Source organism: Streptomyces thermodiastaticus (assembly GCF_014656135.1).
GTDB classification, from domain to species: Bacteria; Actinomycetota; Actinomycetes; order Streptomycetales; family Streptomycetaceae; genus Streptomyces; species Streptomyces thermodiastaticus.
The window spans coordinates 185,292-204,997 of record NZ_BNBV01000002.1 but is presented as its reverse complement, the minus strand read 5'-3'; the positions used below and the strand labels follow the sequence as shown (position 1 = coordinate 204,997).

The 19,706-nt window shown below is 73.7% G+C and carries 15 protein-coding genes; 7 read left to right on the top strand and 8 right to left on the bottom strand.

Features of this window, described 5'->3' with window-relative positions; all coding sequences use genetic code 11:
- Position 1: 1 nt before the first annotated feature.
- Together IE286_RS02900 and IE286_RS02895 are read right to left on the bottom strand one after the other, a co-directional pair.
- Positions 2-2,437 (bottom strand): hypothetical protein, encoded by a 2,436-nt coding sequence (locus tag IE286_RS02900; RefSeq protein WP_189794970.1) that lies wholly within the window; start codon positions 2,435-2,437, stop codon positions 2-4.
- 498 nt (positions 2,438-2,935) lie between these two features.
- Entirely contained in the window at positions 2,936-3,283 is a 348-nt protein-coding gene (locus IE286_RS02895; RefSeq protein WP_189794969.1) for a hypothetical protein, read from the bottom strand.
- Positions 3,284-4,168: 885 nt separating this feature from the next.
- Between IE286_RS02895 and phzG the strand changes: the two genes are divergently transcribed.
- From phzG to IE286_RS02880, 3 genes are all read left to right on the top strand, one after another.
- Entirely contained in the window at positions 4,169-4,804 is a 636-nt protein-coding gene (phzG, locus tag IE286_RS02890) for a phenazine biosynthesis FMN-dependent oxidase PhzG (RefSeq protein ID WP_189794968.1), read from the top strand.
- 224 nt (positions 4,805-5,028) lie between these two features.
- A complete protein-coding gene (locus IE286_RS02885; RefSeq protein ID WP_189794967.1) occupies positions 5,029-6,429 on the top strand; it encodes a bifunctional transcriptional activator/DNA repair enzyme AdaA in 1,401 nt (466 codons plus the stop codon).
- A complete protein-coding gene (locus tag IE286_RS02880; protein WP_189794966.1) occupies positions 6,429-6,956 on the top strand; it encodes a methylated-DNA--[protein]-cysteine S-methyltransferase in 528 nt (175 codons plus the stop codon). Before IE286_RS02885 ends, IE286_RS02880 begins: the two co-directional genes overlap by 1 nt.
- Positions 6,957-7,028: 72 nt before the next feature.
- Here IE286_RS02880 and IE286_RS02875 read toward each other — a convergent pair whose 3' ends face one another.
- The gene (locus tag IE286_RS02875; RefSeq protein ID WP_189794965.1) at positions 7,029-8,045 is read right to left on the bottom strand and encodes a helix-turn-helix domain-containing protein; all 1,017 of its coding nucleotides are present in this window, start codon (positions 8,043-8,045) and stop codon (positions 7,029-7,031) included.
- Between the two features lie 927 nt (positions 8,046-8,972).
- On the opposite strand from IE286_RS02875, the gene IE286_RS02870 reads away from it, so the two are divergent.
- Together IE286_RS02870 and IE286_RS02865 are read left to right on the top strand one after the other, a co-directional pair.
- Positions 8,973-10,715, top strand: coding sequence for a pyruvate dehydrogenase (locus IE286_RS02870; protein ID WP_189794964.1), 1,743 nt, complete (start codon positions 8,973-8,975; stop codon positions 10,713-10,715).
- A 184-nt stretch (positions 10,716-10,899) separates the two neighbouring features.
- Entirely contained in the window at positions 10,900-11,388 is a 489-nt protein-coding gene (locus tag IE286_RS02865) for an ATP-binding protein (RefSeq protein ID WP_189794963.1), read from the top strand.
- 123 nt (positions 11,389-11,511) lie between these two features.
- Here IE286_RS02865 and IE286_RS02860 read toward each other — a convergent pair whose 3' ends face one another.
- Positions 11,512-12,555, bottom strand: a complete 1,044-nt coding sequence (locus tag IE286_RS02860; RefSeq protein ID WP_189794962.1) for a DUF2637 domain-containing protein — start codon at positions 12,553-12,555, stop codon at positions 11,512-11,514.
- Between the two features lie 424 nt (positions 12,556-12,979).
- A complete protein-coding gene (locus tag IE286_RS02855; protein ID WP_189794961.1) occupies positions 12,980-13,804 on the bottom strand; it encodes a (2Fe-2S)-binding protein in 825 nt (274 codons plus the stop codon).
- A gap of 165 nt (positions 13,805-13,969) precedes the next feature.
- Between IE286_RS02855 and IE286_RS02850 the strand changes: the two genes are divergently transcribed.
- The gene (locus IE286_RS02850) at positions 13,970-14,791 is read left to right on the top strand and encodes a GntR family transcriptional regulator (protein WP_189794960.1); all 822 of its coding nucleotides are present in this window, start codon (positions 13,970-13,972) and stop codon (positions 14,789-14,791) included.
- Positions 14,792-14,987: 196 nt separating this feature from the next.
- On the opposite strand, the gene IE286_RS02845 is transcribed toward IE286_RS02850, so the two are convergent.
- Positions 14,988-15,896 (bottom strand): helix-turn-helix domain-containing protein, encoded by a 909-nt coding sequence (locus IE286_RS02845; RefSeq protein ID WP_267969202.1) that lies wholly within the window; start codon positions 15,894-15,896, stop codon positions 14,988-14,990.
- A 263-nt stretch (positions 15,897-16,159) separates the two neighbouring features.
- On the opposite strand from IE286_RS02845, the gene IE286_RS02840 reads away from it, so the two are divergent.
- The gene (locus tag IE286_RS02840; RefSeq protein ID WP_189794959.1) at positions 16,160-16,921 is read left to right on the top strand and encodes an SDR family oxidoreductase; all 762 of its coding nucleotides are present in this window, start codon (positions 16,160-16,162) and stop codon (positions 16,919-16,921) included.
- Between the two features lie 50 nt (positions 16,922-16,971).
- On the opposite strand, the gene IE286_RS02835 is transcribed toward IE286_RS02840, so the two are convergent.
- Both IE286_RS02835 and IE286_RS02830 read right to left on the bottom strand, forming a co-directional pair.
- On the bottom strand, positions 16,972-17,739 hold the full coding sequence (locus IE286_RS02835; protein WP_189794958.1) for a hypothetical protein: 768 nt from the start codon (positions 17,737-17,739) through the stop codon (positions 16,972-16,974).
- Between the two features lie 235 nt (positions 17,740-17,974).
- Positions 17,975-19,675, bottom strand: a complete 1,701-nt coding sequence (locus tag IE286_RS02830; protein WP_189794957.1) for a PucR family transcriptional regulator — start codon at positions 19,673-19,675, stop codon at positions 17,975-17,977.
- Positions 19,676-19,706 lie beyond the last annotated feature (31 nt).

Here is a 19,706-nt window from a genome sequence, read left to right as displayed (position 1 = left end):
ATCACTCCCGCGGGAATGCCTTGCAGTAGGTGTGCCAGGGGAACGACGCTCCGACCGGACCCCACGCGTGCTGTACCGAGGACGGATGCGCGGCCGTGAGCGCGACCCCGGCGCGGGGGTGCACGGCCTGGTCCGAACCGGTGAACGTCTTCTTACAGGTGATCTCGACAGAGGTGGACCAGAAGGTGAGATCCACCGCGAGCACGAGCCGGGCCTCGCCCCGCAGGACGTTCGGTTCGACGAAGGTGAGACTGATCGTGAGCTCGATGGAGACGGAGATCAGCCCCAGGACCCGGACGGATCCGCCGATACGGAGGTAGCCTGCGATCTCGACCTTGCTGCCCAGTTTGGTGAACACGACGCCGCCGAAGACGTGCACCTCGCCGCGGGCGACGCCGAAGTCCATCGCCACGGCGGCCCCGAACTCGATGCCGCCGACCAATCGCTGCAGGCCGGAGTCGTCGCCACCGGCCCGGATGCCCAGCTCCAGGTAGCCGCCGCCACCGAACCCCATCACGGTCACCAGGAACGGCCGGTCCCGGGTTGCGAAGGCGAAGTCGACCGTCACCGGGTCGTCGCCGAACGACAGGGTGATGCCGGCCTGCACCACCAGGTTCTGCAGGACGAACACGCCGAGTTGCGGCGGTGGTGAGACGGCGAGCGTGTAACGGACGCGCACCTCGCGGGCGCCGACGTCGACGGTGGGAGCCTTGGCGCCGATGCCGGGGAGGTAGCTGCTGAGCTGCTGGACGAATCTCAGCTGCTGCCCGAGTCGCGCCGAGTCGATCACCAGCGTGGTCTCCGGGAGTTCGCCCGGTTCGGCGTGGAACTTCAGTGCGGGAAATCCGAGTTTGATCAGATACTTTTCCTCGTCGGGAGCGGGGATGCCGATCGCGAAGTCGGTGACCGTGCCGTCGGTCGTGCTCCGCGGCTGGCCGTCGATCAGCTCCGTCCGCACGTCCAGGGTCACCTTGCAGTCGGTCAGGGGCTGGAAGGGGCCTCGTACGCGGGTCAGGGACTCGGTCCAGTGCAGGGTGGCCCGCGGCGTGGGGGTGCGCGACCACGTGATCGTCGGACGCCCGGTGATCCGGTCGATGATCTCCACCAGAGGGACGACGCCGAGCAGCTTGGACCCGCGGTCGAACAACTGGGCCGGGTCGGTGGGCAGGTCCGCCACCGTGGGACCCAGCACGCGGTGAATACAGTCCACCGTCATGGACGGCGCGGCCGCGACGGCGGCCCGGGCGGCGGCGAAGTCCACATGAGGCTTGTCGGGAAGCTGAAGCAGGACTTTCGGCACATCCCCGGTCCCCGCGGCATTCACCACGTCCGGCGCCAGCGTGGCGCGGAGAGTCTGGTGCCGGCCCAGCAGCTGCTGCACAGCGGGGAGGGTGACGTCGAGCCCGGCGATCCGGGGATGGAACGCGGTACCGCTTCCGACCCTGGTGGCCGCGAGGGTGAGCGACCGGACGTGCTGTTCGGTGCGGTCCACCGCCTCCACGATGCCGTCCGCCCGACGGCGCACCACCAGCGGAATGGTGCGCTCGATGACGGCCGTCGGTGGTGCGGGGACGGCTTCGGGGTTGTCGCGCGGCCCGCCCGCGTACAGGGAGTTGAGGTACCCGACATCGGTGCCCTTCTCGGCGAAGATCAGGGGCAGGTGCAGGGGGACGACGTCGCCGGCGGAGGAGGCGTGAATGGTGAACATCACCGGGTGGCGGTCCCGTGTCAGCCAATGGGCGCGGGCGCCGGGTGCAGGCCGGTCGAGCGGGGTCACCAGCACGGGGTCGATCGCCACCCGATGGAATGGGAACTCACGTTGGTGTGCTGCCTCGATGCCGTAGTCCAGGACGGGCTGCGTCACGACCAGCGTGAGGGTGCGGTGCAGTCCCGCCACCCCGGTGACCGGGTCGATCTTCCGCTCGGTCACCTCCACGGTGGAGGCCTCGTTGCCGAAGGGGAACAGGACGCCACGTTGCAGCAGGCGGACGTAGACGTCGCGCCCCAGGACAATGCGGTGGCTCCATTCCAGGTCCGGGTAACTCACCGACCCGGAGAACCACGCGCCGCACGCAGACAGGACGAGCGTGTCGACGGTGACCGGCGTATCCGGGTTGTCGCGGCCCCGGGCGGCGATCTTTTTGACGCCGTCCCCGAGGGGGGTGCTGTCGGCGAACGGCGTTTCCATCGGCAGGCAGGCGAAGGGGAAGACGGCCGAGTACGCGTCCGAGGACGGGGCCAGGATCCGTGTGTGCCAGAGCGCGGTGACGCCGTCGTCACTGGTCGCGGGCCGCTGGGGGTGCTGGCAGCGAGCCCTGTGCTGGAGGGCGAGCAGCAGTCGCCACGGCAGTTCGAGTGTGCTGGACTTTCCCTGCTCTCGTGGCGTGCCGACCAGCTCCAGATCGTTCGCCGCGGCGAGCACACCCTCGGTGGTCAACGGGATGACACGACCGGCCGGCACAGTGAAGTGCAAGCTGGTCGGCCCTGCCGGTCTTCCCTGCACGGACGGTGCACCCACCACACTCTCCGCGACATGCTGCGGAGGCAGGTCCAGGATGAGACGGCCGTCCGCCACGGCCACCCATTCTCGGACCCCAGCGCTGCCGACTCGCTCCAGCAGGCCTGTCGAGCGCACCGTCAGTGACACGAGGTCGCTCGGACGAAGAACTGCGTATCGTTCCGTGGCACTCATGACCGACCTCAGGACTCGGTCGAATCGCCCGGATCCGCTTCTGTGAACCCATCCGCCGCAGCATGCGGTAAACGGTGGCAACTGCGGTGGGATGTGCGTGGTTTCCAGTGCCACACGTGGTCGCTGGGGCCCAGGTCTCTCGTTTTTTCATTGTGCGCCGCGAGACAACGTCCCGCATCCGGAGAGGAGGCGGGACGTTGCGGATGACCGGTCGGGCCGGCCGGAGCCCGTCCGTCAGGGGACCTAACTGAAGTCGAACGAGTAGTACCTCGTGCTCGGGTCGTACCACGAGTAGCCCGGAGAGAGCTTGGCATCGGGCGCGCCTCCGCACACGCGGCTGTACTTGTAGAGCCAGACGGTCCGGCCCGTGTGGTTGTAGCCCTTCACCGCGCCGTAGGGCATCGGGTAGCAGTAGTACGTGTCCGGATTGCTGACCACTCGCGAGTCGTCGTACTCGTCCCAGTACATGACGTAGCACGTCTCGCCAGGGTTGCAGGTGGGTGCCGCCTGCGCCGTACCGGCCAGCGCGGGAACTCCCAGCGCCGTTCCGGCGGCGATCGCGAGGGTGAAGGCTGCCTTTCCGTGCCGCATGGCAGAGCTCCTCTCGCCGCTTGTGCTGAAGCCTCGGCCAGGATGACACCGGCCTGTCGGCGGTGCTCGTGTCAGCAGCGTGACCGCCCGGTCACACGACAGCCCGGAAGCCATGTGCCGACAGGGCGCGGACCGGTCGCGCCGGATACGGTGAACATCGGCCGTTCGGGTGAATGACACCTGGGTGAGGCGCCCTGGCAGGTCCAGGCGTGATGTCGTCGGTCCGGGCGCCGGCCTGATCACGGAGGCGGCTCGCCGTGCGGCCCGGGGCCCGCGGCTGGGACGACGCGCGCACACGTCCGCCGGTATGAGGCGGAGACGGCGGCACCCGTGACACTCCTGCCCCTGTTCCCGGGGCCTCTTCAGGTCATGAGCGGCGTCACCCTGTGGGACCGGCGTAGCGGAGTGCGGCAGGAAAAAGCGCCCGTCCCGAGGACGGCAGGCGGGAGTGCACCACGCGCGGAGGCCGTCCGGAGGGCGTCGGATCGCTGAGGTTACGTCAATTGGCTTGTTCTAATCGCCGTTGCAGGGATGCGGCAGAAGCCGACCCGTGGTGAGCACCGCCTGATACGGTGCTGCGTGCCCGGTGAGTGGCCCGTGCACCGACGGGCGCATGGCCATGACCGGCCCTCTTACAGGCCGTTCGTTCGCCTTCTCCCCAACGGCGTGGCTGCGGGCACTGGCGGCCACCGCACCGGTTCTTCTGGAACACACGGACCCTCCGGCCTCCGCGCGCGCCCAGGAGGAACGTCACCCCGCCGCAGCGCCTCCTGCGCGGGCGGGCTCGGCACCGTCCGTCCATGACTCGAGGACGCCGAGGACCGTCAGCACACCTGAGCCGAAGCGACAGCGAACAACGGAGAACGACAGAACAGGAGCAGGCCCATGCATCCCCCGCAACAGACGCTCACCGGTGACACCACGCTGCACCTTCCGGAGTTCGACGCTCCGCCGGAGCGTCCCGAGGGGCTGTTGCGGCGGTGGCTTCTGGAGGCGGTACGGCGCGGAGTGCGCGAGCCGTACGCCATGGTGCTGGCCACGGCCGACGCGTCCGGGCGGCCCTCCAGCAGGGTGCTGATGCTGAAGGACCTCGACGACCGGGGGCTGCTGTTCACCAGCTCCCGCGGCAGCCGCAAGGGCCGCGACCTGGCCGCGACACCCTGGGCGTCGGCCACCTTCTACTGGCGCGAGACGCTGCAGCAGATCACGGTGGCCGGCCGCGTCGACCCGCTCGGACCCGAGGAGTCCGACGCCTTGTTCGAGACCCGGCCGCTCGCCGCGCGCGCCACCACCGCGGCCTCGCGGCAGAGCGAACCGCTGCTCGACGAGGAGGAACTGCGCGCCCGGGCCGGTCGGCTGGCCGAAAGCGGTGCTCCGGTCCGCCGGCCCGAGGAGTGGACCGGGTATGTCCTGTGGCCGGAGTCGGTCGAGTTCTGGTACGGCAGCCCGGACCGCCTGCACCGCCGGCTGCGCTACGGGCGGGACGGCGACGGCTGGCGGCACCAGCGGCTGCAGCCCTGACCGGGGAGAAAGACCGCCGCGGGGCCGACGGCCCCGGCGCACGCTGCAGCGCCGAGGCCGCCGAGGGGGCGGCCGCACACCGGACTCCGGTGGCGGCGCGGCGCCCGCCTCGCCTGCGCGGCCGGGCGGCCATGCGAGGACGGCCGCACCGCTGAGCCCCCGGAACGCCATGTCCGATTTCCGCCAGCGGAAGGGCGCCCCGCGGGCGGAGACTGGACAGCGTGATGGACGACGACACCCGGTACGAGGCCGTCCGCAGCCGGGACGGCCGGTTCGACGGCATCTTCTTCTTCGCCGTCACCACGACCGGGATCTACTGCCGCCCCAGCTGCCCGGCCGTCACCCCGCGCCGGCAGCATGTGCGCTGCTTCGCCACGGCCGCCGCCGCCCAGGGCGCCGGCTTCCGGGCCTGCCGCCGCTGCCGCCCGGACGCCGTCCCGGGCTCCGCCGAGTGGAACGTGCGGGCGGACGTGGTGGCACGGGCCGTCCGGCTGATCGCCGACGGGGTGATCGACCGGGAGGGCGTGACCGGGCTGGCGGCACGGCTCGGCTACAGCACCCGGCAGGTGCAGCGGCAGCTCACCGCCGAACTGGGCGCCGGGCCGCTCGCGCTGGCCCGGGCGCAGCGGGCGCACACCGCGCGTGTGCTGCTGCAGACCACCCGGCTGCCGGTCACCGAGATCGCCTTCGCCGCCGGGTTCGCCAGTGTGCGGCAGTTCAACGACACGATCCGCGCCGTGTACGCCGCGACCCCGAGCGAGCTGCGGAACGCCGCGCCCGCCGCCCGGCACCGCGGTGCGGCGGCGGCGACGTACGCGGCGGGGATACCGCTGCGTCTGGCCCATCGGGGCCCGTACCACTCCGCCTCCGTATTCGACCTGCTCCAGCGCCAGGCCGTGCCCGCGGTGGAGGAGGTCACCGGCAGGCCCGGACGGCGCACCTACCGGCGCACCCTGCGGCTGCCGTACGGCACCGGGATCGCCGCCGTCCACGAACGCCTCCGCGCCCCGCGCACCGGGCGCGGGACACGGACCGGCGGCTGGCTGGAGGCCAGGCTGCACCTGACCGACCCGCGCGACCTGACCACGGCCGTGCAGCGGCTGCGACGCCTGTTCGACCTCGACGCCGACCCGTACGCCGTCGACGAGCGGCTCGGCGCGGACCCCCGGCTGGCCCCGCTGGTCGCGGCCCGCCCCGGACTGCGGTCGCCCGGCGCCGTGGACCCCGACGAGGCCGCGATCCGCGCCCTGGTGGGCCCGGCGGCGGCCGGCGCACTGGTCCGGCGCCACGGCAAGGCGCTGGCCGCCCCCGACGGCACCCTCACCCACCTGTTCCCCGAGCCGGCCGTCCTCGCCGAGGCCGGACCGGACGGTACCCTGGGCGCCCTGGCCGCCGCCCTCGCGGACGGCACCGTGCGGCTGGACCCGGGCGCCGACCGGGACGCCGCGCACCGCGCGCTGCGGGCACTGCGCGGCCTGGACGCCGCCACCATCGCCGAGATCCGCGTCCGCGCCCTCGGCGACCCGGACGTGGCCCCGCCCGGCACGCCCGCCCCCGACAGCTGGCGCCCCTGGCGCTCGTACGCCCTCGATCACCTGCGTGTGGCAGGGGAGTTGGAGTTGTGATGACGACCGCTGCAGGCCCCGCGGCCACGACCGCCACCGGCGATCCGACGACCTACTGGACCCGGCTGGACAGCCCGCTCGGCCCGCTGCTGCTCACCGCCGACGGCACCGGCGCCCTCACCTCCCTGTCCGTGCCCGGGCAGAAGGGCGGCCGCACCGTCCAGGACGGCTGGCGGCACGACCCCGGCCCGTTCCGCGCGGCCGAGGAACAGCTCGGGGCCTACTTCGCCGGAGAGCTGAGGGAGTTCACCCTGCCGCTGCGCGCGCACGGCACCGCGTTCCGCGAACGGGTGTGGGCCGCCCTCGACGGCGTGCCCTACGGGACGACCACGACCTACGGTGAGATCGCCGCCCGCGTCGGCGCCTCCCGCGCCGCCGTCCGGGCCGTGGGCGGTGCGATCGGCGCCAACCCGCTGCTGGTCGTCCGCCCCTGCCACCGGGTGATCGGCGCCGACGGCACCCTCACCGGCTACGCGGGCGGCCTGGACGCGAAGGTCCGGCTGCTCACCCTGGAGGGCGTGCTGTAGGGCACCTGGACATCCGGACAGAAGCTCACCGCAAGGGGCCCTGGGAGCGACGGAGAGGGTCCCCGCCCGGCGTCACACCTGCCGCCGGGGTGCGGCCCGGCCCACGGGACGCTCCCGGGTCACCCAGCCGCGCTCGTAGGCGTGCCAGCCCAGTTGCAGGCGCGTGGTCACGCCGGCCAGCTCCATCAGCCGTTTCACCCGGCGCTGCACCGTGCGCAGCCCCAGGTCCAGATGCTTGGCCACGCTCGCGTCGGTCAGCCCGGCCAGCAGCAGGGACAGCACCTCCAGGTCGGTGGCGTCGGGGGCGTCCGGGCCCTGTTCGACGACGCCGGACGCCCCCAGGCGCAGCGGCAGCGCCTGCCGCCACACCGACTCGAACAGCGCGGACAGCAGCTCCAGCAGCCCGCCGGCGTGCACCACCAGCGCGGCCGGCTCCGGGCTGTGCGCGGTCAGCGGCACCATGGCCAGCGTCCGGTCGGCGATCACCAGCTTGGACGGCACCTCGTCGAGCACCCGGACCTGCTCGTTCCGGCCGAGCGCGGCCGTCAGTTCGCGCATGGTCTCCGGTTTCTCCAGCCTCGCGCGCTCCACCACCACGCGGAAGCGCACCCCACGCCCGGCCGCCTGCTCCTCGGCATCGTTCTCCGCCCCGGACACGGCCAACGGGGGCCCGGTGACCAGCGCGCACACCTCCCGGGACGCGCCCAGCTGGGCCTGCAGGAAGCGCTGGGCGACCGCGGAGGCGCCGGTGACCACCTCCACCAGGTCGTGCACCGCGGGCTGAGGTGCCGCCGCCCGGTACTCCTCGGCGAGCAGCGCGGCGGCCAGCTCCGCCTTCTCCAGTTCGTGGCGCCGCTGGGCGAGCAGCGCGCCCAGCGCCACCCCCGGCGGAGCGGCCACCCAGCGGCCGGGGCTCGCCGAGGACCGGGCGGCGAGCCCCTGCCGTTCCAGGCCGCGCAGGGCGCTCTCGGTCTCCCGTTCGCCGAGCATCAGCCGCCGGGCGAGATCCGGCACGTCCGCGGCGCCCACGGACACCAGGGCCCGGTACGCCGACTCGTGTCTCTCGTCCAGTCCTATCGCTGCCAGCACCGGCTGCCGCCCTTTCCGTCCGAGCCCGGGACCGTCCCGGCGGTCCTGCGGCGGTGGCGGAAACCGGCCACGACGCAAACCCGCCGCCGGACATCATCGCCGTACCCCGGGTCGTCCTGACAAGGTGGGCTCGCCGAAGGACCGGCGGCAGGCCACAGCCCCGGTCCCCTGGGTGTGGCCCGCGCGGACGCCGGCGGCGTGCGGCCCGTGCCGCCGCCATGGGCGGCGGCGGCACGGGCCGGCGTGCGCGGAGCCGGGGTGGTTTTGCCGCTGCGGGACGGAGCGATGCCGCTGCCGAGGACGGCTCGAACGGCGGTGTCGGCCGTCGCGCACCCGGGTCACGGTCCTGTGGCGGTCTGCGCCCCGGACCGCGCACGGACCGGCCCGGGCGGGGCCACTCGGGTGCCGCCGGGCGGTTCTCCCGTGGGGGGTGGAACCGCCCGGCGGCATCCACGGCAGGGCGCCGTCCCCGAACGACCGCTTCGCCTCGGCGGCCGGCGCCGTGGGCACCCCGGCCGGCACGGTGGCGGAGGACCGGGGAGCGGACCGACGGACTCCCTCCCGCCGCGTCTGGCAGATCAGCCGGAACCGCCCCGCCCACCGGGGTCGTCCCGCCGTCCGCTCCGGCCCCGTCGCCCTTCTGTTTCCCAGCCTGTCCCGCCTGGCCGGGTGACACGCTGCCGATGTGCACCGACGGGCCGGCCGGGCGGCCGCGGACAGCGGGCGGGCTGCGCGCCCGTCCGGCGCGACGGCGGCCGGGGCACCGTCCGCCCGGTCCGGCCGCGTTCCTGGCAGATGTGCGGGTTCGCACCGAGGGATACGCCGACGACCGCACGGCGGTGGCCGTCCGGGAGGCGTGACCGCCGGGGCTGTGACTTCATGGACGCACAGGATTCCCGCCGGAGACCGAAGGGCAACCCTAGACCCATGGCCAAACAGAACATCGCAGAGCAATTCGTCGACATTCTCGTCCGCGCCGGGGTGAAGCGGCTGTACGGCGTCGTGGGGGACAGCCTCAACCCCGTGGTCGACGCCGTCCGCCGCAACTCCGCGATCGACTGGATCCACGTCCGCCACGAGGAGAGCGCCGCCTTCGCGGCGGGCGCCGAGGCACAGATCACCGGGAAGCTGACGGCCTGCGCCGGTTCCTGCGGCCCCGGCAACCTGCACCTGATCAACGGGCTGTACGACGCGAACCGGTCCATGGCCCCGGTCCTCGCGCTCGCCTCGCACATCCCCTCCAGCGAGATCGGCCTCGGCTACTTCCAGGAGACCCATCCGGACCGGCTGTTCCAGGAGTGCAGTGTCTACAGCGAGCTGATCTCCAGCCCGAAGCAGATGCCGCGGCTGCTGGACACCGCGATCCAGCACGCGGTGGGCCGCAGCGGCGTCAGCGTGGTGGCGCTGCCCGGGGACATCGCCGCCGAGCCCGCCCCGGAGAAGGCCGCGGAGACGGCCATCGTGACCTCTCGGCCCACCGTCCGTCCGGGGGACGCCGAGATCGACCGGCTGGCCCGGATGGTCGACGAGGCGGACAAGGTGACCCTGTTCTGCGGCAGCGGCACGGCGGGCGCGCACGCCGAGGTCATGGAGTTCGCCGGGAAGATCAAGTCGCCGGTGGGGCACGCCCTGCGCGGCAAGGAGTTCATCCAGTACGACAACCCCTACGACGTGGGCATGAGCGGGCTGCTCGGCTACGGCGCGGCCTACGAGGCAACCCACGAGTGCGACCTGCTGATCCTGCTGGGCACCGACTTCCCGTACAACGCCTTCCTGCCGGACGACGTGAAGATCGCCCAGATCGACGTCCGCCCGGAGAACCTCGGCCGCCGCTCCAAACTGGACCTGGCGGTGTGGGGCGATGTGAAGGAGACGCTGCGCTGCCTGATCCCGCGGGTGCGGGAGAAGACGAACCGGCGTTTCCTGGACCGGATGCTCAAGAAGCACGCCGACGCGCTGGAGGGCGTCGTCAAGGCCTACACCCGCAAGGTAGACAAGCACATCCCCATCCACCCCGAGTACGTCGCCTCCGTCCTGGACGAGGTGGCCGCCGACGACGCCGTGTTCACCGTCGACACCGGCATGTGCAACGTCTGGGCCGCCCGGTACATCTCGCCCAACGGGCGCCGCCGCATCATCGGTTCCTTCTCGCACGGTTCGATGGCCAACGCGCTGCCGATGGCGATCGGCGCGCAGTTCACCGACCGGAGCCGGCAGGTGATCTCGATGTCCGGCGACGGCGGGTTCTCCATGCTGATGGGTGACTTCCTGACCCTGGTGCAGTACGACCTGCCGGTGAAGATCGTGCTGTTCAACAACTCCTCGCTCGGCATGGTCGAACTGGAGATGCTGGTGGCGGGCCTGCCCTCGCACGGCACCACCAACACAAACCCCGACTTCGCCGCCGTCGCGCGGGCCTGTGGCGCGTACGGCGTGCGGGTGGAGAAGCCCAAGAACCTGGCGGGGGCGCTGAAGGAGGCGTTCCGGCACAAGGGCCCGGCGCTCGTGGACGTCGTCACCGACCCCAACGCGCTGTCCATCCCGCCCAAGATCAGCGCGGAGATGGTCTCCGGCTTCGCGCTGTCCGCCTCGAAGATCGTCCTGGAGGGCGGCGTGGGCCGGATGCTGCAGATGGCCCGGTCCAATCTGCGCAACGTGCCGCGGCCGTAGGCGGACGGCCGGGCACCCGGCGAGGCCGGAGCGCGGACGGCGCGGACGCCGCGCTCCGGACACCACGACCGCACATCCGTTCGCTGACAGCTTGTCAGGACTGGCCCAAGGTCCCATCGGGCAAACATCCCCGTGAACCTGTTCGAACTGGCAGAGATCCGACAACGGGACGCGGGCGGGGGAGATGACGAGTCAGGCACGAGGGGGTGGCCCCGTCACGGCCGGGGCATCCGCGGCGAGAGGGCCCGTCGACGGGGTGAACGGCACGGCTCACGGACCGCAGCAGGTGCGCCGGCTGAGCCGCCGGCTGGGCCGGGCCGATCTGAAGGCGGTGCCCGAGGTGCGCCGGGCCGTGCGCGAACTGCTGCGTCACTGGAGGCAGCCGGAGGAGTCGGACGTCGCCGAGCTGCTCACCAGCGAACTGGTCACCAACGCGCTCGTCCACACCGACGACGACGCGATCCTGACGGCCGTCGTGTTCCCGCACAAACTGCGCGTGGAGGTACGGGACTTCACGGCCCGCGGGCCGCTGCCCCGGGTCCCGGACGCCGGGGACGACACCGGCGGCAGAGGGCTGGTCCTGGTGGAGTCGCTCGCCGACGCCTGGGGAGTGCGCCCGCACGGGGTCGGCAAGTCGGTGTGGTTCGAGCTGGGTGACGCCCGGGCCGCCTGAGCGGACCGGGCCACGGACCGGCAGGCATGCCGGGGCGGGCGCCCAGCCGGAACGGACAGGGGCGCGGCCCGTACGGCTCGCGCCCCTGTCCGACGACGCAGCTCGGCTGCGTACCCTCGCGGTCTAACCGAACTGCTGCTCCAGGTCCTTCAGCTTGCGCTCCAGCGAGTCCAGCCGGGGCAGGGCCTGAGTGTCGTCCTCCGCGGTCAGGTCCACGGTGACCGGGTCAGAGGACCCGGGGCGGACGGGCTGGAGCGAGGCGCGGGAAGCGGGCACCGGAAGCTGGTCCGACGACGGCGCTATGGCAGGCTCCGCGGCCGCCTGGCCGGGGCCGGCCTCCAGGGCCTGCGTCTCACCGGTGCGGCCACCACGGCCCGGAAACCGGTGGCCGCGGCTGATCGCCTTCAGCTGGGCGCGCTCCACGCGCTCCCGCTCACGGCGCAGCCGGCGCTTCTCCTCCTTCTGGCGCTTGTCCTCGCGCACCTCCTCGACGGCCTCGTCCAGGCTGCGCACACCCTCCAGGAGCATCAGCGACCAGGCACGGTAGGTCTCACGGGGAGCACGCAGCCAGCGCACCACACGGATCTGCGGCAGCGGGCGCGGCACCAGGCCCTGCTCGCGCAGGGCGGCCCTGCGGGTCTGCTTCAGCGCACGGTCGAAGAGCACCGCCGCCGACAGCGACATGCCGGCGAAGAACTGCGGCGCTCCCGCGTGGTCGGCACCCCTGGGCGCGTGCACCCAGTTGAACCAGGCCGCCGCGGCGGCGAACAGCCACACCAGGATGCGGGAGCCGAGGGCGGCGTCACCGTGGCTGGCCTCGCGCACCGCGAGCACGGAGCAGAACATCGCGGCGCCGTCGAGGCCGAACGGCACCAGGTACTGCCAGCCGTCGCTCAGGCCGAGGTTCTGCTCGCCGAAGCCGACCAGACCGTGGAAGGACAGTGCCGCGGCCACCGCCGCACAGCAGAACAGCAGAACGTAGGAGGCGACGCCGTAGATGGCCTCCTTGCGCCGGCGGCGCTCCTCGCTGCGCTCCCACGAGTCGTCGGCGCTCGTGTTCCCTTTGGACCGCTTGCTGCGCGCGAGCACCGCCACCGCCACCAGCATGCCCAGGAGCAGCACGGCGCCCGGAAGCAGCCAGTTCAGCGATATGTCGGTCAGTCTCATCTGGGGTCCCTTGCGTGGGGATAGGGCGTAACGCCCGCCATGGTGGCCCAATCCCGGCGGCCCTCAGGGGGTTTCGGGGCAAGAGGCCGCCAAGGAGACGCGAGGGGCTGCCCAAGACGGCGTTCCGCTCGAACTGCCGCATGAGGGGCGGGAGTTGAGTTCGACGTCAGATTACCCGTACGGGTGGTTCGGTGGAAACTCGCTGCGTCGGGTGGGGAAGTTGTGAAGTCCCGCCCACGCACAGCGATCCGCCGACGGATGATCTTAAGGGATGCCGGCCGGCGGGACGGGTTCCTCGGTACGGCTTCGGCCACGCCCGCACCTTTGCCCGGCCACGGGTTGTCGGCCCGCGCGTCGACCCGCGGGCCGGGCGGACGGCGCTGGGCAAGCGCCGGCGCTCCGTCCGGCGAACGGCCGGACGTCCCTACGCCGCAAGGGCCTTGGTCACGCGGTCCGCGTCCCGGGTGCGCGGGCAGGTGGCGCAGGTGTCCTGGGGGCGCACCGTGTAGAGCATGCAGCAGCTGACCCGGTCCCGGGTGGGCAGGCACTCGCCGTTCGGCCCGGTCAGCTCACGGAAGGCGGCCGCGCCGGCATAGGGCCGGGTGGCGCCGGGCAGCAGCAGCTCCAGCTCGCGCCTCGCCCGCTCCTGTTCGCCGAGGAGACGGGCTACGTACCACAGGCCCTCGACGATCTCGTCGGTCGCCATGCCCCACAGGGCGCGGTCGCGCCGGCGCATGCGCGGGCCGAAGGCGGCCAGAACGGGCGTCAGATGCTCGGCGACGGCGGCGCGCAGCTCGGCGCGCAGCGCCTCCTCGCCGGGCACCACCCGGGCGCCGGGCAGCGCGGCGGCGGGGTCGCCGGGCAGGCAGGCGAAGGAGAGGGGGCGCACGGCGGCGCGGCCCGTGGTGCGGTGGTAGCCGACCTGGCCGGCCGGCAGCCGGGGCACGCGCCGGTGCAGGAACCAGGGCACGGTGAACAGCAGGCACACCGGCCAGGCGTAGCGGTGCAGGCCGAAGCCGGCCACCACATCGGGGCGGGCACGACTACCGTAGTCGCGCAGCACCTGCGCCTCGTCCCAGGCCAGGAACGCGTCCAGGGCCGCCCCGCCCTGTGCGAGCGCGGCGCCGTCGACCCAGCCGTCCCCGCGCGGCATCCGTTCGCCGGGGCCCAGCTCGGTCACGGTGAGGTGCGGGTACACCTCGGTGAGCCGGGCGTAGGCGTCCGCTGTGGCCGACGGGGGCACGGGCATGCGACACCACCGATCCAGACGCGACGAACGGGCATTTGAGGTAAGCCTTACCTTACCCTGATCGGCCGGGATGTGAACCCCGGGGCTGCGTGCGCCTAAGGTGCTTGACGGGCAAGTGACAACCCGCCCCCAATACCCCAAGCACCCCAGGCCCGGAGGAGAACGGTGAAGCAGGGCGCGCGAGACTCCACGGCGGCCACCGGAAGGGACGTTCCGCCGGCCTGGCCGGGCGGCGGCACCCCGCGCGTGCCCCGGCAGCCCCGGCCCGAGCGGGCCCCGAGGGAGACCGGCGCCCCGCCGGCGGACGGCGCCCGCGGCGAGCACACGCACGGCGAGCAGCCCCCCGCCCGCCCCCGTGCCGCCGTCCAGCGCCCCTCCGTGCGCGGCCAGGTCCTCGACGCCCTGCGCGCCGCACTGGTCGAGGGCGAGCTGCGGCCCGGCGAGGTGTACTCGGCGCCCGCCCTGGGCGAGCGGTTCGGCGTCTCGGCGACCCCGGTGCGCGAGGCCATGCAGCAGCTCGCGCTGGAGGGTGCCGTCGAGGTGATGCCCAACCGCGGCTTCCGGGTGGTCCGGCGCGACGCCCGCGAACTGGCCGAACTGGCCGAGGTGCGCGCTCTGATCGAGGTCCCGGTGGTGCTGCGGCTGGCCCGCACCGTGCCGGTCGAGCGGTGGGCGCAGCTGCGCCCGCTCGCCGAGGCCGCCGTGCGCGCCGCCGCCTGTGGACGCCGGGCCTCCTACGCCGAGGCCGACCGCGTCTTCCACCGCGCGGTGCTCTCCCTGTCCGGCAACGAACAGCTCGTCCGGATCGCCGACGACCTGCACCGCCGCACCCAGTGCCCGCAGCCCGGCACCGCCTACGGCCCCGCCCGCACCGCGCTGCTCGCCCAAGCCGCCGAGCACGGCGCCCTGCTGGACGCCCTGATCGCACAGGACCTGGACGCGATACGGGACGTGCTGCGCAGGCACTACGGCGAGGCCGGCCGCTGAGGCCTTTCGTGTGGATCACCCCGGCTGCGAGGTGCGGTGCCTCTCGAACGGCCCGAGCGGGTTTCGGTGCGTGCAGCCGCAAGGCGGAGGAGGGAGTCGACGCGGAGCGTCGGCGAGTGACGACAACGCGGCGGATGCGCGTGCCAGGCCCCGCGACGCCGGGATGATCCGAACGACAGGCCCTCGATGTGTCGGATCAGGCCGGGCTCGCCGGCCCCGGCTGCCGGGCGTCGTCCGCCGGCCGGCCGGGGGCCGGACCGGCGGGTCCGGGCTCGGCGAGCGAGGCGAGGAGCCGCAGTTTCTCGTCGCTCTCGCTGCCCTTGTCGGGGTAGTAGACGACGAGGAGGACGTCGCCGAGGGGGAGTTTGTCCCGGTGCAGCCGCAGGTCGCCGACGACGGGGTGGTGGACCGTGGTGGTGCCCCCGTCGAGCGGGCGGACGTCGTGACGGGCCCACAGGGTGCGGAAACGCTGACTGGCCAGGGCGAGTTCGCCGACCAGCTCGACGAACCGGGGGTCGTCGATGTCGTCGCCGATGGTGCTGCGCAGCGTGGCGACGGCCTGGGCGGTGGCCGTCTCCCAGTCGTCGTGGAACGCCCGCTCCTCGGGGTCGAGCAGCAGGGACCGCAGCCGGTTCCGGCCCGGCCGGAGACGGGGGGAGAGGGCGACGGCCAGGGCGTTGGACGCCAGGACGTCGAACGCGCGCCCCTCGACGAACGCGGGGATCTGCAGGTGGGCGAGCAGCTGGTGGGCGCGGGCCGGCACGTGTTCGGGCCGCTTGCGGCGCGGGGCCCTGGGGCGGGCCGAGGCGAGCCCCAGCAGATACGTCCGCTCGACGTCGTCGAGCTGCAGCACGCGCGCCAGCGACTCCAGGACCTGAGGTGACGGATTCCTGTCCCGTCCCCGCTCCAGGCGCAGGTAGTAGTCCGGACTGATGCCGGCGAGCAGGGCCACCTCCTCACGGCGCAGCCCGGGCACGCGGCGCCTTGCGCCGGACGGCAGACCCACCTGCGCCGGCGAGACCAGATCACGCCGGGCCCGCAGGTAGCGGCCGAGCCGGTTGCCGGACTCCTCGTCGCCCACGCCGGTGCCGTCCTCGTCCTTCATGCCGGCTCCCTCCTTCCGCCGACGCATCCGCGTCGTCCGCCCGCGTATCCGCCCGCGTCCCTGTGCCGCCACCGTAGACGCGGCACGGGCCCGGCAGGGGGGCCCTGTCAGGACCAGGGAAGACGAGGGCACTGCCGCCGCCGGGACCCGCGGCCGAGACTGCGAGCGCTGTCCGGGAACAGACAGCGACACCCGCTGTGCGCCGCGGCCCGCACGCCGCCGCGCCCGTAAGACGCGCCCCTCGCACCAGAAGGGAAGAACTCGTGGACCTCTCCAACCGCACCGTGCTCGTCGTCGGCGGGACCTCCGGCATCGGGCGCGAACTGGCCCGGCGGTTCGCCGCCGCGGGCAGCACGGTCGCCGTCGGCGGCCGCAACCCGGAGGCACTCGCCCGGCTCGCCGAGGACGGCTTCGGCACATTCCGCATCGACGTCACCGACGCCGCCAGCGTGGCCTCGTGCCGTGACGCCGTGATCTCCCGGTACCCCGAGCTGGACACGGTGGTGGCGATGTCCGGCGTCATGCTGCTGGAGGACGTGCGCGACCCCGCGCACTTCGAGACGGCGCGGACGACGATCGACACCAACCTGTACGGCACCATCAGGGTCGTCGACGCCTTCACTCCGCACCTGCTCGAACGCGGCGCCGGCACCTTCATCACGGTCTCCTCCGGCATCGGCTTCCTGCCGTTCCCGCCCATGCCCAGCTACGGCGCCTCGAAGGCCGCGGTGCACGCCTACTCCGAGGCGCTGCGCGCGCAGCTGGACGGCACCGGGGTGGAGGTCGTCGAGCTGGTGCCGCCGGCCGTCGCCGTACCCGGCCGGCAGATCCCGAACCCGCACGCGCTGCCGCTCGAGGACTTCGTCACGGAGGTCATGGACCTGCTCGCGGCCGAGCCCACCCCGCGGGAGATCCTGGTCAAGGGAGTCCGGATGCACCGCTGGGCGGAACGCGACGGCACCTACGACGAGCTGATCGCTCAGCGCTCCAAGGCCCTGCCTCTGCTCCCCGGCCGCCAGGTCTGACCCGCGCCCGCCCCCCCAGGGGCGGGACGAGCACGGCGGGAGCGGCGCGGTCAGGCGGTCGCCGCGTCCGGGGCCGGCGGGGTCAGCTGCCGGGCCAGCCAGGTGGGGACGCCCCCCAGCAGCCGGAACAGCCGGCGGGCCTCCTGCCGCAGCCGTGACGCCTCCGGCTCGGACTCCGTGTCGGCCAGCGACACCAGCGCGGGCGCCGTGCCGACCAGATAGCCCAGCTCCTCCCGGATCCGCAGCGACTCGGCGAACCCGTGCCGGGCCTCGCTCACCTCGCCCTCGCGCAGGGCGATCCCGGCCAGGTGCCGCCAGGTGAAGGAGAGCAGGAGCCGGTCGGAGTGCGCGGTGGCGCCCGCGTGGGCACGGCGGTAGGCGGCGCGCGCCGCCTGCGGGGAGCGGCCCAGGTTCTCGGCGATCAGCCCGCGCCGGAAGTCCAGCAGGGCCCGCTGCGGTGCCCCCGGCGGGATCAGCGCCGCCGCCCGGCCCAGCGCCGAGCGTGCCTCGTCCGCGCGGTCGCGCACCCCGTGCAGGGTGGCCGCGTAGGCCAAGTACCCGCGTTCACAAGCGGCCGTGCCGCGTTCCTCGTCGGTGTGCGCGAGGGCCTCCGCGGCCCGCAGCGCGTCCTCCGCGTCCTGCCAGCCGTCCTCCGTGTACAGACAGCGCTCCACCAGCAGCGTGGTCCGCTGCAGCGCGCCGGCCGCGGTGCCCGACGGCAGCAGGTTCGCGGCGTCGGTCCAGCAGGCGCGGGAGCGCAGCCGCCATACCGCGGTCTGGAGAGGATCGTCACCTGCGGTCGTTCCGTTACCAGACATCTCGACAGGCCCCACGTTGCCCTCCCCTGGCACGCCATCGAGCTTCGGTGGTGGCGGCATCTCAGCACGAACCGGGCGGCCCGGCCAAGAGGGCGGGTGAAAGATTTCACAAACTCGTGTGACGCGCGGCGGGCGGCGTCGCGCCGCGGCGCGCACGGCGGCGCACCTCACGGCCGGGGGAGCGGCGCCGTCCGCCGCCGGGCCTCAGCTCATGCGCAGGGCCGGCCGCCCGGCCTCAGCTCATGCGCAGGGCCAGGAAGAAGTCCAGCTTGTCCTCCAGCCGGGACAGGTCGCGCCCCGTCAGCTGCTCGATCCGCCCGACCCGGTAGCGCAGCGTGTTGACGTGCAGGTGGAGCCGGGTCGCGCAGCGGGTCCAGGAGCCGTCGCAGTCGAGGAAGGCCTCCAGGGTCGGTATCAGCTCGGCACGGTGCCGGCGGTCGTACTCCCGCAGCGGGTCCAGCAGCCGGGCGGTGAAGGCGCGGCGCACGTCGTCCGGGACGAACGGCAGCAGCAGCACATGGGAGGCCAGCTCCTGGTGGCCGGCCGCGCACACCCGCCCGGGGCGGGCCGCGGCGACCCGCCGGGCGTGCCGGGCCTCCTCCAGCGCGCCGCGCAGCCCCTCCGCCGCGTGCACGGTCGCGCTGACGCCGACGGTGAGCCGGCCGCCGTCGCCCAGGCCCGCCGACAGCGGGCCCTCCACGGCGGACAGCAGCGCGTCGGCGAGGATCCCGGACTGCCGGCCCTCCGCGTCGGCGGCCACGGACGGCAGCGGCACCAGGGCGACGGCCTCGTCCCCGAGGTGGGCGACCGCGATGCGGTCGGAGGGCTCCGGCCCGGTGGAGAGCGGATCGACCAGGATCTCCTCCAGCAGCGCCTGCGCGGCGGGGCCGGTCTCCGTGTCCCGGCCCTCCTGCTCCAGGCGGGCCACCACCACCTGCCAGTGCGGGGCGGTGCCCAGCCCGGGCAGCAGCACCGGTGCCGCGACCCGCAGCCGGGCCGCGATCTCGGCGGGCGGCGCGCTCGTCTGGACCAGCTCCAGCACCTCCTGGGCGAGCCGGCGGCGCACGGTGCGGGCGGCGTCGCGGCGGTCGCGTTCCACGGCGATCAGCTGGGTGACGCCGTGCAGCAGGTCCAGCCGCTCCTCCGGCCAGTCGCCGGCGTCGGCCTCCACGGCCAGCACCCAGTCCGCCAGCGCCGCCCCGGCCGCCTCGTCGGCACGCTGTGCGGCCGGGGCCGCCTGGGCCGCCTCCGGGCCGCGGCCCGCGCTGCGGACCGGGAAGAGGGAGTACGTCGTGTTCTGCACGGTGACGCGGTGCGGGCCGCGCCGGGGAGCACGGCCGGCCGCCTGGTGCTCGGTGGCCAGCGTCACGCAGCGGTCCGCGGGCAGCGCCGCACCGTTCACGGTGGGCCCGGCGATGAGCCGGCCGGTGCAGGACAGCACCCAGGCCCGCAGGTCCAGGTCGGAGCCGAGCAGGTCCAGGATCACCTCGGGGCCGCCGCCGGCCGGGCCGCCGGTCATCATCCGGCGGTGGCGTTCCACCACGGCCGCGAGGTCGCCGGCCCGCTCGCTCGACACCTGCCGTGCAACATGCTCGGTGATCGTGGCGAACGCCACCGACTCGTGCACCGAGAACAGCGGCAGCCGGTGCCGGGCGCAGGCCACCACCAGATCGTCGGGCACCTCGCCCAGCTCGGCCTCGCCGGCCGCCAGCGCCGCCACCCCGGCCTGCACCAGGATCCGGACGAACGGCTCGGAGTCCGCGGCGTCCCGGCGCCAGGCCAGCCCGGTCAGCACCAGTTCACCGCCGGAGAGGTAGCGGCTCGGGTCGCGCAGGTCGGTGGTCATGACACCGCGGACTGTGCGGTCCAGTTCCTCCTCGCCGCCGAGCAGCTTCAGGCCCAGCGCATCGGTGTCCAGCAGTGCGCGCAGCCGCATCTGTCGTCGCCGCCGTTTCTGTGTCTCGAGA

Excerpts from the sequence above, each read along its gene's own strand:
- IE286_RS02895 (WP_189794969.1), bottom strand. The coding sequence starts at position 3,283 with ATGCGGCACGGAAAGGCAGCCTTCACCCTCGCGATCGCCGCCGGAACG.
- phzG (WP_189794968.1), top strand. The coding sequence starts at position 4,169 with ATGCATCCCCCGCAACAGACGCTCACCGGTGACACCACGCTGCACCTT.
- IE286_RS02885 (WP_189794967.1), top strand. The coding sequence starts at position 5,029 with ATGGACGACGACACCCGGTACGAGGCCGTCCGCAGCCGGGACGGCCGG.
- IE286_RS02880 (WP_189794966.1), top strand. The coding sequence starts at position 6,429 with ATGACGACCGCTGCAGGCCCCGCGGCCACGACCGCCACCGGCGATCCG.
- IE286_RS02870 (WP_189794964.1), top strand. The coding sequence starts at position 8,973 with ATGGCCAAACAGAACATCGCAGAGCAATTCGTCGACATTCTCGTCCGC.
- IE286_RS02865 (WP_189794963.1), top strand. The coding sequence starts at position 10,900 with ATGACGAGTCAGGCACGAGGGGGTGGCCCCGTCACGGCCGGGGCATCC.
- IE286_RS02860 (WP_189794962.1), bottom strand. The coding sequence starts at position 12,555 with ATGAGACTGACCGACATATCGCTGAACTGGCTGCTTCCGGGCGCCGTG.
- IE286_RS02855 (WP_189794961.1), bottom strand. The coding sequence starts at position 13,804 with ATGCCCGTGCCCCCGTCGGCCACAGCGGACGCCTACGCCCGGCTCACC.
- IE286_RS02845 (WP_267969202.1), bottom strand. The coding sequence starts at position 15,896 with ATGAAGGACGAGGACGGCACCGGCGTGGGCGACGAGGAGTCCGGCAAC.
- IE286_RS02835 (WP_189794958.1), bottom strand. The coding sequence starts at position 17,739 with ATGTCTGGTAACGGAACGACCGCAGGTGACGATCCTCTCCAGACCGCG.
- IE286_RS02830 (WP_189794957.1), bottom strand. The coding sequence starts at position 19,675 with ATGCGGCTGCGCGCACTGCTGGACACCGATGCGCTGGGCCTGAAGCTG.